At 40.4% G+C, this 13,434-nt stretch carries 21 protein-coding genes; 2 read left to right on the forward strand and 19 right to left on the reverse strand.

All coding sequences use genetic code 11. The features are described 5' to 3' along the window. Nucleotides 1-113: 113 nt before the first annotated feature. From MHB53_RS08345 to MHB53_RS08435, 18 genes are all read right to left on the reverse strand, one after another. On the reverse strand, nt 114-2,594 hold the full coding sequence (locus MHB53_RS08345; RefSeq protein ID WP_340917137.1) for a VapE domain-containing protein: 2,481 nt from the start codon (nt 2,592-2,594) through the stop codon (nt 114-116). 27 nt (nt 2,595-2,621) lie between these two features. Beyond that, a complete protein-coding gene (locus MHB53_RS08350; protein WP_340917139.1) occupies nt 2,622-2,822 on the reverse strand; it encodes a hypothetical protein in 201 nt (66 codons plus the stop codon). Further along, on the reverse strand, nt 2,819-3,175 hold the full coding sequence (locus MHB53_RS08355; RefSeq protein ID WP_340917141.1) for a hypothetical protein: 357 nt from the start codon (nt 3,173-3,175) through the stop codon (nt 2,819-2,821). Before MHB53_RS08355 ends, MHB53_RS08350 begins: the two co-directional genes overlap by 4 nt. Next, a complete protein-coding gene (locus MHB53_RS08360) occupies nt 3,168-3,341 on the reverse strand; it encodes a hypothetical protein (protein WP_340917143.1) in 174 nt (57 codons plus the stop codon). The genes MHB53_RS08355 and MHB53_RS08360 overlap by 8 nt, the downstream gene beginning before the upstream one ends. Before the next feature lie 235 nt (nt 3,342-3,576). Beyond that, on the reverse strand, nt 3,577-3,864 hold the full coding sequence (locus tag MHB53_RS08365) for a hypothetical protein (RefSeq protein WP_340917145.1): 288 nt from the start codon (nt 3,862-3,864) through the stop codon (nt 3,577-3,579). Between the two features lie 15 nt (nt 3,865-3,879). After that, the gene (locus MHB53_RS08370) at nt 3,880-4,221 is read right to left on the reverse strand and encodes a hypothetical protein (RefSeq protein ID WP_340917147.1); all 342 of its coding nucleotides are present in this window, start codon (nt 4,219-4,221) and stop codon (nt 3,880-3,882) included. After that, nucleotides 4,211-4,627, reverse strand: a complete 417-nt coding sequence (locus MHB53_RS08375) for a hypothetical protein (protein WP_340917149.1) — start codon at nt 4,625-4,627, stop codon at nt 4,211-4,213. Before MHB53_RS08375 ends, MHB53_RS08370 begins: the two co-directional genes overlap by 11 nt. A gap of 11 nt (nt 4,628-4,638) precedes the next feature. After that, nucleotides 4,639-6,585 carry a DNA polymerase gene (locus MHB53_RS08380; protein ID WP_340917151.1) on the reverse strand — a complete coding sequence of 649 codons (1,947 nt, stop codon included), beginning with the start codon at nt 6,583-6,585 and terminating at the stop codon, nt 4,639-4,641. Nucleotides 6,586-6,644: 59 nt separating this feature from the next. Beyond that, nucleotides 6,645-7,223, reverse strand: a complete 579-nt coding sequence (locus tag MHB53_RS08385) for a DUF2815 family protein (protein ID WP_340917153.1) — start codon at nt 7,221-7,223, stop codon at nt 6,645-6,647. Nucleotides 7,224-7,275: 52 nt separating this feature from the next. Next, nucleotides 7,276-7,539 (reverse strand): hypothetical protein, encoded by a 264-nt coding sequence (locus MHB53_RS08390; RefSeq protein ID WP_340917156.1) that lies wholly within the window; start codon nt 7,537-7,539, stop codon nt 7,276-7,278. Between the two features lie 16 nt (nt 7,540-7,555). Further along, entirely contained in the window at nt 7,556-8,746 is a 1,191-nt protein-coding gene (locus MHB53_RS08395) for a DUF2800 domain-containing protein (RefSeq protein WP_340917159.1), read from the reverse strand. Then, a complete protein-coding gene (locus MHB53_RS08400; protein ID WP_340917161.1) occupies nt 8,743-9,201 on the reverse strand; it encodes a hypothetical protein in 459 nt (152 codons plus the stop codon). Before MHB53_RS08400 ends, MHB53_RS08395 begins: the two co-directional genes overlap by 4 nt. Before the next feature lie 32 nt (nt 9,202-9,233). Beyond that, nucleotides 9,234-9,650, reverse strand: coding sequence for a hypothetical protein (locus tag MHB53_RS08405; RefSeq protein ID WP_340917163.1), 417 nt, complete (start codon nt 9,648-9,650; stop codon nt 9,234-9,236). A 61-nt stretch (nt 9,651-9,711) separates the two neighbouring features. Continuing rightward, a complete protein-coding gene (locus MHB53_RS08410; protein ID WP_340917166.1) occupies nt 9,712-9,846 on the reverse strand; it encodes a hypothetical protein in 135 nt (44 codons plus the stop codon). 161 nt (nt 9,847-10,007) lie between these two features. Then, nucleotides 10,008-10,211: a YqaI family protein gene (locus MHB53_RS08420; protein ID WP_340917169.1), complete on the reverse strand. Its 204-nt coding sequence runs from the start codon at nt 10,209-10,211 to the stop codon at nt 10,008-10,010. Nucleotides 10,212-10,216: 5 nt separating this feature from the next. Next, nucleotides 10,217-10,543, reverse strand: a complete 327-nt coding sequence (locus MHB53_RS08425) for a hypothetical protein (RefSeq protein ID WP_340917171.1) — start codon at nt 10,541-10,543, stop codon at nt 10,217-10,219. Beyond that, the gene (locus MHB53_RS08430; protein WP_340917174.1) at nt 10,533-10,655 is read right to left on the reverse strand and encodes a hypothetical protein; all 123 of its coding nucleotides are present in this window, start codon (nt 10,653-10,655) and stop codon (nt 10,533-10,535) included. The genes MHB53_RS08425 and MHB53_RS08430 overlap by 11 nt, the downstream gene beginning before the upstream one ends. A gap of 55 nt (nt 10,656-10,710) precedes the next feature. After that, a complete protein-coding gene (locus MHB53_RS08435; RefSeq protein ID WP_340917177.1) occupies nt 10,711-10,920 on the reverse strand; it encodes a helix-turn-helix domain-containing protein in 210 nt (69 codons plus the stop codon). A 147-nt stretch (nt 10,921-11,067) separates the two neighbouring features. Between MHB53_RS08435 and MHB53_RS08440 the strand changes: the two genes are divergently transcribed. Both MHB53_RS08440 and MHB53_RS08445 read left to right on the forward strand, forming a co-directional pair. Then, a complete protein-coding gene (locus MHB53_RS08440; RefSeq protein ID WP_340917180.1) occupies nt 11,068-11,712 on the forward strand; it encodes a LexA family protein in 645 nt (214 codons plus the stop codon). A gap of 26 nt (nt 11,713-11,738) precedes the next feature. Next, a complete protein-coding gene (locus MHB53_RS08445) occupies nt 11,739-13,199 on the forward strand; it encodes a recombinase family protein (protein WP_340917184.1) in 1,461 nt (486 codons plus the stop codon). On the opposite strand, the gene MHB53_RS08450 is transcribed toward MHB53_RS08445, so the two are convergent. Further along, entirely contained in the window at nt 13,192-13,419 is a 228-nt protein-coding gene (locus tag MHB53_RS08450; protein WP_340917186.1) for a competence protein ComK, read from the reverse strand. The two genes, MHB53_RS08445 and MHB53_RS08450, sit on opposite strands and share 8 nt — an antisense overlap. Nucleotides 13,420-13,434: the final 15 nt, after the last annotated feature.

A 13,434-nucleotide genomic window follows, 5' to 3' on the forward strand; every position in this document is an offset into this window, starting at 1 on the left:
ACAATAGGTGTCAACAAACTATTTTAAATGGTTGACATTGTTGACGCTCACTCGTTTAGGTGTCAACAAACTTTTTAAATGGTTGACACCTAAAACAGACTTTGTTGACGCTATTAATCTAAGAAACTTAACTCTTCAACTTCCTTTTCTTCGACTCTTATATATGCTCTTTGAGTGCCTATTTCAGGACCAAAACGAAGGTGCCCTGCTTTGTTTCCGTCATGCTGTTTCCAACCAGGCATCCTTCTTAAAATCGAATTTATTTCGCGTCTATCCATCATTGGGAACTTCTCGGGACGTCCGTTTAAAAGCTCCATCCATATTTCAAGAGCACATACTCGATCCCGTTTAGCAGCTCCATCTGATCCCATGTCAAAAGCATCATCGAAAAAGCTTTTACGTTCATCTATAGGCAAATCATTAAAATTTGAAGGTACTAATCTATCAAGGTGCTCTTGAATCATCCCAGTTAGAGGGCTTTCTTCTGAGTGCCCTTTCTGAATTTCCCACATTTCCTTTTCCAGTTCATTTGATAGGTATAGCTGCTCCCCATCTTTAAAACACTGAACAGCTTCAGCCCATATCTGCCCTATCTCTTCTTTCATTAATGAGTGCCAGGGCTTTTTCACTTCCTGTTTACCTACTGGCATAACCCAAAACCTTCTATTACCTGTCTGATCCCTTAAAAACTCTACGTCATTTGTCGTTCCTATGAACACGCATTGACGGGGAAAATCAGTAACGTGGCGACCATATGCCACCCTGAAACGGTCCACTCTCTTAGTTAAAAAGTGTTTAATCGATTCTACATCAGCTTTACGGGTAGCCGACAGCTCCCCCATCTCCACGATCCAAGCGCCTTGCAACTGTTCATAAGCTTCTTTACCTGTCACACTCGTTAGCGAATCACTAAACCATTCATTGCCCATACGACCGAACAAGGAGGATTTACCAAGACCCTGTGCACCGACTAGCGTTAACATGTAGTCCATTTTGCAACCGGGATTAAAAACTCTAGCAACGGCTGCAGTAAACGTCTTTCTCGTCACAGTACGATTCAGAACATTATCTTCCGCACCCAACGTGTCAATCAATAACGAGTCCAATCGTTCCACACCATCCCAAGACAAACTGTTCAGGTAATCACGAACGGGATGGAATTTATGCGCATGGAATACTTGGGCCATTGCGTCCTGAGTTTTTAAAACAGAAGATAACTTATAAACATTTTCTAAATAATTCCGCAAACCGGCTTCATCAAAATCATTAAAGAAGTCGTTAGAACCAACGGCTTTCCTCCAAGGAAGATCATCTTTTACCAAAGCGCGCTGCGCGAACTCGTTCAAAGCAAACTTACCTTTTAAGTTCGGATCATTCTCCAAAATAAGAAGAAGGTTTGTCCTGGTATCTTCAAAACCACCATCTTTTTTTATCGTGAGTTTCTGCATCCATTTGGTATCTTTTTTCTCAGTGCCTTCTATAGAAGGAGTTTCTACCTCATCGCCAAAATCAAACTCTGCTTCTGCCAATCGATTCTCGACAAGCATCTGTTTAACAAGACCGTCATTTTGAGCCATCTTAGACATAGCTAGTGTGGAAGGCATACGAGATATAGGCGTTCCTTCTTTCGCTTCATCGTCTAAGGCATTAAATTTATGCAGCCGAACCAAGTCAAAACTATTAACCAATAATCCACTGCATGGATCCGTACCATGATGGGAGTAAGCGAACTTACCATCTTCGTATAAAACCAATCCACCGGCTGTACTTCCTTCATTAAATGAATAGCGCCCATCTGAATGAACAGAATACCGATCAGATAGAAATTCCTCAATTGCTGATTCTACGGAATATGCCCGACAGAAAGCTCCTATCATCCCAGGCTTACCATGTGGATCTCCTTGCCTGTCAGCCATACGTTTCTGCACTTGTTTCTGCCTAGATGATTCTGGCCACTCTAGAGGATCCCGCCAATCAACGTAACGAGCTAGGATATCATCGGGATTTAACCATTCCGAATCTTGCACATGAAACATATATTCAGCGTCACTTGCAGTTGATGGCCAATACATTAAACGGTGCGGCTCATAGGTTGTATCATCGAACATATCAATGCCAAGATCGGCTGCTAACCGTTTTGCGATAGCCACATATTCTTCAGCAGAAACAGATCGATTTAACGGAATAACCAGGCGAATCTTTTGTCGATCAGGTTTATGCGAATGAGTGGAATAAACAAGACAAGCATTGTCGAACATCATTTCAACGATGGGCCAGAAATCACCTTTAACGAAATCCGCATCTAACGTAACCACTTGACGCCAGCCAACGGAATCTGCTTTCCGGCGACCACCTTTTAATGATCCACCAACGAAACCACCGACATCCTTTACAGCGCCTTGTTCTTTCTTGGACATCTTTTGATAATCTGCATATGATTCCGGCGTCCGAGTTGTTTGCATCAGTTTCCGGACGAAATCGGACCATAGCACTTCCGTGTTCTTCCAAGACAAGGAAGTCCGGCTGTTCGCAACCGAGATCACGAACGAGCCGTCATGTTGAATATTTAAAGTTTGTATTTTCTCCGGTTTCACCACGTGAACCTCTCCTTCGCCGGACAATCACTCCGATCTATTGTTGCTTTCTTCCTTTTCTACCTCTACTTCAATTCTATCAACATATTTTTTTGATTTCGATAAGCCCCATCCAGTAAAATCCATACATTTCTTAACAGCTTTAAGTTTGCCCTCAGTTACTAAAACTCTTTTAACTTCTCGTTTTCTCATGATTACTTTAATTTCCACTAAACCCCAAAAATTCATCCCTCTACCTCCAATGCTTGACGTGCTATCTTAGCTTCCGCTGAGCTATAAATTTCCTTGCTAGCAATGTCTGTTCCATGTGTACCAACATGAACTATACCTTTTAAAGCTTCACGTAATTGGGCGTTTTCTTCTTGAAGTGATTCAAATTCCTTCGTTTGTTTTGCAAATAATTCGACCATAACTTTTAACGAGATTTTAAGTTCTTCTATTTCCTTCTGCTGTTGTTCAATCAGCTTTTGTGCTGATAACAATTGTTCAGATAAGCTATCAGCCAAATCTATTATTTCTCCTGCTTCTAAGTCACTGCCCATGATATCCCTTATACGGCCATCTCTATCGTAGTTATCCATCAACCTCTACCTCCAACTCAAAATCAGATTGATCAAGCACATACGCTTCTACATAACAATTGCAATTAACACATGTCCAATCTCCACCGTTTTCTAAATCCTTAATAACCGAATCTGTTACTCTATGTCCACATCTTGGACAGAAATTTATTAGCAGATCATTCATTTTGGATCACCCTCTTTCAAAAAACATCGCACTTTACAAATATCGGAATATTTTATATAATTACCCTGTAACAAAATGCGAGACTGGGTTCCCCTTAAGTCTAAATGACATAAGTGGAAATCCTACCCACTCTAAAGGGTGAACTGCCATGGAAATCCTGATAAAAATCAAGGTTTCCAGTGGATTGCTTTCCTTCTTAGGAGGGCTAGCAACTCTACTGGCAGCATTACTCAGCTCATAAGAGCTGAGTTTTTGCTTTTTCTTCTAGCACTTGTTCCGCGATCGCCACGGCTACGGCTGCCACTTGAATTAGTTCTTCATAAAGATTGTCCTGGTCTGAATCTTTACTCCACTTTTTACCTTTCTGCATAGCCTGAGCAACTTCCCCGACTTCTTCCATGAGGATCATTAACCAAACACCGTATGAATGACGCTGTAAGCCCCATTTTTTAAGCTGTAGATATCGCTCATCGTAGACAGCATCAAGGACTTCATTATTGAGTTTTAATTTTTGTATATCCATTGCTTAATCAACTCCTTATTTGTCGTAAAAACCTAAAACTTCCAACAAGCTATAAAAAGCAGGCTGCCCCATTTTTAAGGCCTTCTGTAAAACTCGCCTATTAATCTCACATTCCAGAAGAAAAGTAACTTCACTTAAAGACATATCTGGACCTTTACATAGAATGCTTTGAATCTTTACATCGTTTGGGATATCTAGCACGGCACTTAAATCGCGTAATTCTTCAAATACAGAACAGCCACTACAATTCCTCACCTGTTCAGTCAAAGATCTGCTGACTGTCTCGTATTTGGGGCACCCTTTACATTTATCTAGAAGATCACCTATCTGTATACGAGCAGCCTTTTTATCCACCATATCGATCAATCTCTGCAACGGGGATGTGCTGAAAGCCTTGAAAATGTATAGTCAGATCTTCAAACTCCAAGCACCCTCCTGTTTTGGGTCCTGTTTGATATTCAAGGCATAAAACTCCATCCCGAAAACTGACTTTCGCATCAAGTTTCCTGAGCTTCTTTACAAAAGATTGATAAGCTTTAAAGTTAATAATCACACCTTCAATCTTTACCGGTAGAACCCTCGAAACCTTAAACATTTTTTGGATATCTTCTAATCGATCAAGCATTTTGTTTACCGCAACAGGTCTGTCATGAACCCTCTTATGCGCTGCCTTAATCGTGCTAGCTTTTTTCGCATAAGATTTGCTTGCTGACTTCATTTCATCTTTTAACTTTTCAAAGTCACCTTCTATAATTTTCAACATGAGGATCACTCCTAATCTTTCATGTAATATTCTGTTTCAAATCCATCTGCATTCAAGGGCAAACCCTCTGCCCACTCAATCGGCTGAGACATGATCTCTTCCACCTCTACCAAACTACCGAAACCATAAGGTACATCAAGCACCACTTCATCATGAACGTGCATGACAGTGTTATAGCCTGCTTCGTCCAAGCGAATCATAGAAACACCTAGGCAATCACGCGCCGTTGCTTGTACGATGTTCTCCACCAATTTACCGCCATACGTCTCCACTGGACCCCATTTATTAGCAGCATTCAACCCATCAAATTCGATGGAAGGTTGTCCAAACTTACCTGTGATGATTCTAGGTTTCACGTATGCTAGTTTTCGACCACTCGGTAAAGTAATGTAAAGAATCCCTCTAAGGCATTGGAAAACAATTCCATGCGTTTTAGCCGTAGTTCTACCTTTAATCGCTTCAATGGCTGCTGTATTACAGGCATACCAGAATTGAACGATTCGGGGATTAGCTGCACGCCAAGCATCAACCAATCCCTGTAATTCACTTTTTTCTAGCCCCATATCAAGAGCACCCATAGTTTCAAGCGCATAAGGCCCACCTTGATATCCAAGAGCCAATTCAGCAACTTTTCCTTTTTGCCTTAGTGAACTTCCTTTATCAATCGTCTCGATCGGCACATTGAACATCTCGGCTGCTGAAGCTTCATAAATTTTTCCATGTGTTTGGAAAACGTTCAAACGCCATTTTTCTTGAGCAAACCAAGCAATGACTCTTGCTTCAATAGCGCTGAAATCTGACACGATAAGTCGATTACCTTCTGATGCGACAAGCGCCGTACGAACGAGCTGTGATAAGATGTCGTTTCTACTCTCGTCAAACAGAAGATCGATTGCATCAAAAGCTCCTGCTTTAACGAGCTTGCTTGCATTTTCGATATCATGAATATAGTTTTTAGTAAGGTTCTGAACCTGGACCAATCTTCCGGCCCATCTTCCGGTTCTGCCCGCCCCGTAGAATTGAAGGAGACCCTTCACCCTGCCATCGGAACAAACAGCCCGTTCCATTGCTTTATATTTAGAAACGGAAGCCCTGGACAGATCTTGACGGTTTTCAAGTACTTTGCGAACGTCTGAGTTTATATCTTCGCCAAGCATCCGTTCCACATCAGCTTTTTGAAGCGTCTCCGTTTCAACGCCTTGCCCTTTCAACCAAACGAGAAGTTGGTTCCGACTGTTCGGGTTAATAAGTCCTGTAATGAACCAAGATTCTTTTTTTAGTTTTTCGGCAAATTCCTCATTACAGGCGATTGCTTGGTTGACTAGCTGCATATCCAATTTGACTCCTCTATCATTAATCCGTTGGTCTAGCGACCAGAGATCTTGCTCAAACTGGCTTACATGCAAAGCAGGATCAATCTTTTCACGAATAGCCATTTCTACTTCAACATCACGTTTGTTATAGTCTTTGTATTGTTGCCATTTTTCGGGATCATGTTCCGGTAGATTACGAGTACGACCACCGTTAACCTTTGACGGTTTACAAGGTAAAGAGAAGTAACGAATTAAGGCTTTACCTGCCGAATCTTTTTGGATATCAAGCTTTAAAGCATCTGCAACACCTGCCAAGTAACCAGGTAAGCCTAATCTTGAAGCATCGACTGCTGTACACTTCCAATCTTCAGGAAGTAGTTTAATACCAAAATGTGCCGCGATACAGGTTCTTTCAAAGTTTGCGTTATAAGCTATCTTCGTTACGTCCGGATCCGTTAGAGCTTCTTGAATTTCAACAGGTATGCCGAAACCTAGTGTCAAGTCAACAACGACCACCGGACCACCATCAATCGAATAGGCGAAAAGTAATATTTCAAAGTCGGGAGAATCTGCATAAGCATAAACACCGGACTTTAATAGATCCACGCTACTGTAGGTTTCAATATCTATATTTAAAGTTTTCAACAAACACCCTCCTTCTTGGTATAAAAAGAGAGGGCACGAATGCCCTCTATGCAGTTTTATTAATCCAAGAAGTTGGACTCTCCATCGTCTTCGTACTCGTCAGCAAAATCATCTTCCGCAGCAGCTTTCCCTGCAAAAGCTTCCCCGTCTCTAGTTTTGAGTAGGTTATTCAGCCCTGCTGAAACGCCTTTATTTCCTTGGGCGTTATAAGCGAAAAAGTTGATAACGGCTTTACCGTAGCATCCAGAATAAAACTCAGATTCATCTTCGATCTTTTCGAACTTAACACTGCTACCCGGCGCTGCCACTTTTATTACACCAGGCTTCGTTTTAGATGAACAGTTAAGGAAATAATGACCTACATAAGCTTCATCGTCCGGCTTTTCCTCATCGCCATCACGGAAAGTCGTTTTCAACTTTGCTGGGACTTTTCCACCAAATTTGGCTTTCCCTTCTTCTGCTGCAGTAGCAATTGCCTGTTCAATAAAATCGATTGTCTCAGTGTCTGTTTTTGGGATAAGAAGCGCGATTGAATACTTTTCATCAGTTGATCCTTCCATTGCTTTTGGTTCGAAAACCTGTGCGTAAGACATGCGTACCTCGTTAGTAGTTACTTTCGTTCCGTTGATTTTAGCCATTTTAAAATTCCTCCAATAGGTTTATAGTTTTGTATTTTTGTCGAACTCTGAATTAAAGTTCATTTATTTTTACGATTAAATCCCTTGCGTTTTTATCGAAGTAATCATGTACATAAAATTCAGCGTCGTAAATCAGTCGGTCTTTTACTGCGTCGTAAACATGTAAGTTTTCATAGTCATTCCCTTTATCTTCAACCGACCATTTCTCTACATAGTTTTTTACTTCTTGAATTTTGTTTGTCTTGAGGACACAATCCTCCATTCCGCCTCCAGGATAGTAATGACTGAAGCCGAAAATTAAATATTTGAATGGCATTTTTAAACCCCTTTCGTCATAGAACATCTGCAAAATCAGCAGCAGCCGATTCCGCTGAATTTAATTCCGAGCGCTTGTCCGATTCCGGAACAAGAGCAGGTTTGCCTGGTGGTTTTACAATCAAGTCACCCAGGACTTCGACGAATACTTTTTTACCAAGGACCTTTTCAAGCGCTGTAATTGTTTTGATTTCCTTCGGTTTATAGATATCATCCGGCTTGAACTCTTTTTCCAGTAACAGATCGGCAACAGCTTCTGAATCCGAATACTTCCGATTACTGCGACCTTCAACCAATTTATAACCGGGGAACTTAACCCCGTGGCTCTCAGCTTGAACCAATGCATATTCTGATACGTCTTTCGCCCACTTTTGCAATTCATCGGCTTTTTCTAGGATGCTGGCAATCTCTTCATGTGATAGTAGAAACGGATCTGCAAAATCATATTCTGCCATTTTCAGATTTTCATCTGCACGCGCCCTACATGAAGCAGACACTTTACAGAAACGGCAATGATCTCCTGGAACAAATTCCCCTTCTCCATTCCAAGCCATATCTGCTTTTGGCTTTACTTCACTTTCAGCCCATTCAAGCAGATCATCAGCCGATAAAGTTTCACTGGAAACACTGTCAAGCCTAGGCTGTACTATCGTCATTCGAACCCGGTCAATGTCATACAACATGCTGTACCTATCAAAAGCACCAAGACCGTACAAGCGCATTTGTGGATTGTCTTCCGCACTAACCGGAACACCTTTACCGTATTTCAAATCGACCACTTCAAGCTGACCATCTGCAATGATAAGTACGTCACCAGTTCCAAACCCTTCGGGCACCCATTCGCTAAAGTCGAGCCTTTGTTCCACCATCACTAGCGCATCAGCAGTTGATGCCCTGGCTTCATTGATACGTTCCGTGACCACATCAACGTATGATTGCACGTAATCTTCCATCGATTGAGAGTAATGTTCGTTTTCCTTCTTAAACTTGTTCAGTCGTATAGTTCTAGCCCTCTTACTAATCTCACCAATTTCATGCTTTAAGAATATTTCCGATAGTTCGTGTGCTGCTGTACCTTCTTCGGCAAAGATGGAAGAAGAATCCGGTAAATCCTTTTCAAGTGCTGCGGATGGCGTGCAAGCCATCCACCTAGAAGAACCAGAAGCACTTAGCTTCGCATGTGCCCTTTCACTGTGAGGTACCGTCATACCGACAGCCCTACAAGTTCGAGAAGTTCTTTATAATCCTCCGGTTTAACATCCGTTAGCTTCTTCACACCGAAACGGCTGAGAGCTTCCATCACTTCCACTTGCTGTGCTTTACCTTGCGATGAAAAATCTGCTAGTTTACTGCGAACAATATCAAGTGAAATGGTAGTAGGCTTAGGTTCATCTTTCTCAACCGCAACCTTTTCTGCTTTCTCAGCAGCGATACGTGCCGCTTTTTCTTCTGCTTCTTTTTTCGCTTTTTCAGCAGCCGCAACTTTAACTTTCTCGGGATCAACTTCAGTTTTTGTTTCTTCTTTCTTCTTTTCAATCTTTGCAATTTTAGGCTCTTCAACTTCTGTAACAGGAACGAGTGGGATTCCTCCTGACATAGCAACTGCTAGTGCAGATATTGCATCTGCCAATTCCGGTGCATTTACATTAATTGTGATATTCATAGTTTCATTTCCTCCTAGTTTTGTTTTCAGATTTACAGTGCGCGAGCACCTAATAGATCCATGTCAGACTTTTTAGCTTTACGAGCCTTTAATACTTGTTCAGATTCTTCGTTTATATATTTTTTCAATGCTTCAGATGATGTTTTCTTTCCTTCAACTAATTCAGCTACACCGATCAGATTCAATTCACCCGATGGTACACCGGTATCATTTGCCAACTGCGATTTATCAAATCTTTTGGTATATTTATTTTTCACACTCAAGATATGAGGTACATCATTTTTATAAGCAAGCACGTTCCCTTGTTGTAAAATATGGCTGATGATGGTTTCTGTTTTCTTATCCATCTGCTCTTTCAGATTGGCACGTTGCTTTTTCAACTGTTCAATTTCGTTAAATAAGCCGTTAATTTCCGACTGTTTATAATTGACCGATACATTTACATCCATTGTTCATTGCTCCTATTCGTGTTATATTGGTTTTATAAAATGTTTTTTCTATGGGTCCTCTTCAGTTGCCGCTGTCGAGGTCTCTTTTTACTGCTAACTTCACAGACAAAGGTAAGGATTTAACAAGCCCAACAAATATTGCGATTGATCTTTCTGATTTACTCATTGCCAACCATTCACCTGGTACGATCTTCATTTGGTTTCGCCTCCTTTCAACTTCCGAACTTCAAACCGCCATTTATTCGCATCTTTTCCAATTAAAGAGCGCTTTCCATGCTTTTGTTTTCGATGGTTCACTTATTCCGAAACAAAATTTTCGGGACCAAGTGCTGTATATGCCGTACATGCTGCACCTTCCTATTCCGCCACAATCTCTTCAAACCCATACTTTTCTTTTAGATAATCGACTAGATCTTCTTTCATAATAATTTCATCCAGTCCAGGATCATGAATAACTTCATCACCTTTTAATACTTCATTTCCTTTCCAGTCCGATCCACAGTGCTTTTCATCGTCTTTCCAATATTGATCAAGCACGATCAGATTTTCTACTGGTGGCATTAATTTCACCTCCCTTCGAGATCCTCCTCGTCCCAACTAATAACGAGATCGCGGACGTTGTATTTCCCTATCCAGCCTTCACCTGTCTTGGTTTCAATTTCACAATAATATCCGGCTTCTTTCAGGGCATTCACGATTACCTCTAACTCCCTCATATCATCACTGGAACTGATTCTGTGACGATAACCGGTGTACCCTTCCAGTGCTGCTTCTTCGATGTTTAGGACAGTTTTTCTAAACAGTGGACCTTCAAGCACATCTTTCTCAAAACTTCTAACTCCTTCATTCGACATCTCAGCTAAAAACTTTGGAGATGGAATATCAATTTTCATTTCTTACTTCCTCCTTTCTCTTTTCACGTTCTTCGGCTAAACGCCTTGGTACAGATGTACGCATGAAAAACTCTAGTATTTTAATTTTTGTTTCGTCGCTAGGCTGCTTCACGAAGAGATCCCCTTTCTCTTACTGCACTTAAAGTGTAGTATATTTGTAAAAAAAATCACTTTAGGATCGGGATGCGAAGAAAGTCAGCGTCCATTTGAAAAACATAAGCCATTGCGTATATGACCATAGGTTTAATTTCAGCTTCGCCGTTTTCCCAGTTCACTAGAGCCCTTTTGGACACTCCCAATTTTTCAGCTAAAGCTTCTTGCGTAAAACCTTTCTCAACTCGGGCCGCTTTCAGGCTTATATCATGCTGTTGATACATGGTATTTATCCCCTTTCTTTTGTCGATATATAAAGGATACTACACTAAAAGTGTACTGTCAACGCATAAAGTGTAGTTTTTTTGGAAATAATGGTTGCATACACTGCACTAATTGTGTAGAATTAAGTTGAAAAGAGGGGATATATAATGAAGCAGAAAATTACAGTCGACCACCAAAGAAGAATTTTAGCTGAAAATATTAAATATTATTTGAACAATAAAAAGGTCACACAAACAGAAATGGCAAGAGATTTGAAGCTAGCTGAGACGACAGTATCTAGTTGGGTGAAAGGTGATCGTTATCCGAGAATAGACAAAATCCAACTCATGGCTGATTACTTTAACATTCGGCGCTCCGATCTAACAGAGGAACGGAAACCTACCAATCTGATAAATGTGTCACAACAAACAGTCAGAATTCCGATATTAGGACAGATTGCTTGTGGAGATCCGATTTTAGTCGAAGAAAATTATGAAGACTATCGCACTGTATTAGCAGAAGGATTACCAACAGGTAAATTAGTTTATTTGGAAGCTAAAGGTGATTCAATGCACCCTACAATCCCTAATGGTTCCATGGTCATGGTGCGTGAACAACCTGATGTTGAGACCGGAGAAATTGCGGCGGTAATGGTTAACGGGAACACAGAAGCGACACTGAAAAGAGTTAAAAAACAAGGAGATATCATAATCCTAATGCCTGATAATCCTGATCATGCACCGATTATTATTACGTCTGATACTCCAGTTAAAATTATTGGAAAAGCAGTCAGATCAGAGCAAGCACTTTAAACTGATAGTATAAGGAGGAGTAAACAATGAATAAGGATAAAGCTACAATAGAAAAAGTTGGCATCTATATAAGGGTCAGTACAGAAGAACAAGCAAAAGAAGGGTACTCCATCTCAGCCCAGAAGCACAAACTTAAATCATTCTGCATTGCTCAGGATTGGAATGTGGCCGGCATATATGCAGATGAAGGTATTTCTGCAAAAGACATGGAAAGACCCGAATTAAAGCGAATGGTGAAGGATATACAATCAGGTATTATCGATTGTGTTTTAGTATATCGACTTGACAGACTTACCCGATCCGTATTTGATCTTTATAAATTGCTTGAAGTATTCGATGCTCACGATTGCAAGTTTAAATCAGCCACTGAGGTATATGACACGACAACAGCTATGGGTAGAATGTTTATTACAATAGTTGCAGCCTTAGCTCAGTGGGAACGAGAAAATATGGGAGAGCGTCTTAGCTTCGGCTATGCAGAAAAAGTCAGGAAAGGTAAATACGCTTTAAATTTCCGTCCTTTTGGCTATAATTTGGATTTGAAAACAAGTAAACTTAATGTAAAAGAGGATGAAGCTAAAACAGTAAAAATTATGTATCAAAAATACGTCGATGGATTCAGCTCCAATAAATTGTGTAGGTATCTAAATGGCAAAGGTATCACCACACGGGACGGGAACACTTGGAACGACAAAACAGTAATGGACATATTAAAAAATCCTCTTTACATAGGGTCAATCCGTTGGCGTGATTTCGTTGTGGAAGATACACATGAAGCGATCATAACAAAAGATCAATTTAAATTAGTCCAACATACAATCGAGGAGAGAAGAGGATTAGAACCTCAGCGTGTTTCTAGTCGCTATATTTTTTCGGGGAAAATCAAATGCCCTAGCTGTGGAAGTCCTATGACGGGTTGCTATACAAACCCTAAAATGGCATCTGGAGAAAAGAAAAAATACCTATACTATAGATGCAGAAAAAAGAGTGCGGGTACTTGTGATGGTACTAGATCAATCTCCGAATTTACGTTGGAAGATGCCTTTATAAAATACATCGACAAGATAGAATTTGAAGCTTTAACTGAACGAGTGTCCGCTTCCCATGAGCTGTTACAAGAAGATGAGCCTGAAAAGATTGACAAGGAAGCACTCGAAAAGGAATTAGATAAAATAGTGAGAAGAAAAAAGAAATGGCAATACGCATGGACTGATGATGTCATGACATACGAGGATTTTAAGAAAAGAACAGATGAAGCTAACAAAGAAGAATCTCTAATTAAGGAACAACTAGAAGTATTTGAAGCAGTTGTTGAGGTTGAAATTTTTAATAAGCATGAGATAGAAGCCATGCTGAAGCAAGTAAAAGAGAATTGGTATTCGTTAGAAAGTGAAGAAAAGAAAAATCTAGTAAATACGGTTATAGATCAAATCTATGTTGCGCATGATCAAGATCGTGTATTCGTTGAGAGTATTGACTTCAAGTAAGCTTTATCCTCTTTTGTACTCCCATTACCTTCGAGCCTTTAAATGAAGAGCCAAAATAGTCGCAACCTTTTTTAACTATGTCTAATGGAGTGGCAGAGGCAATGTATTCCTCATCCAAATCATACACCATCGAGTATGATTGGCCCTTGGGCTTGATCAGTACAGTAAAAGGGCTGATTTCGTATTCCTGAATAAATTTCTTGTTTTGGATCGTTTCCATGTTCTCAATCTCCTT

Source organism: Bacillus sp. FSL K6-3431 (genome assembly GCF_038002605.1).
GTDB lineage: Bacteria > Bacillota > Bacilli > Bacillales > Bacillaceae_C > Lederbergia.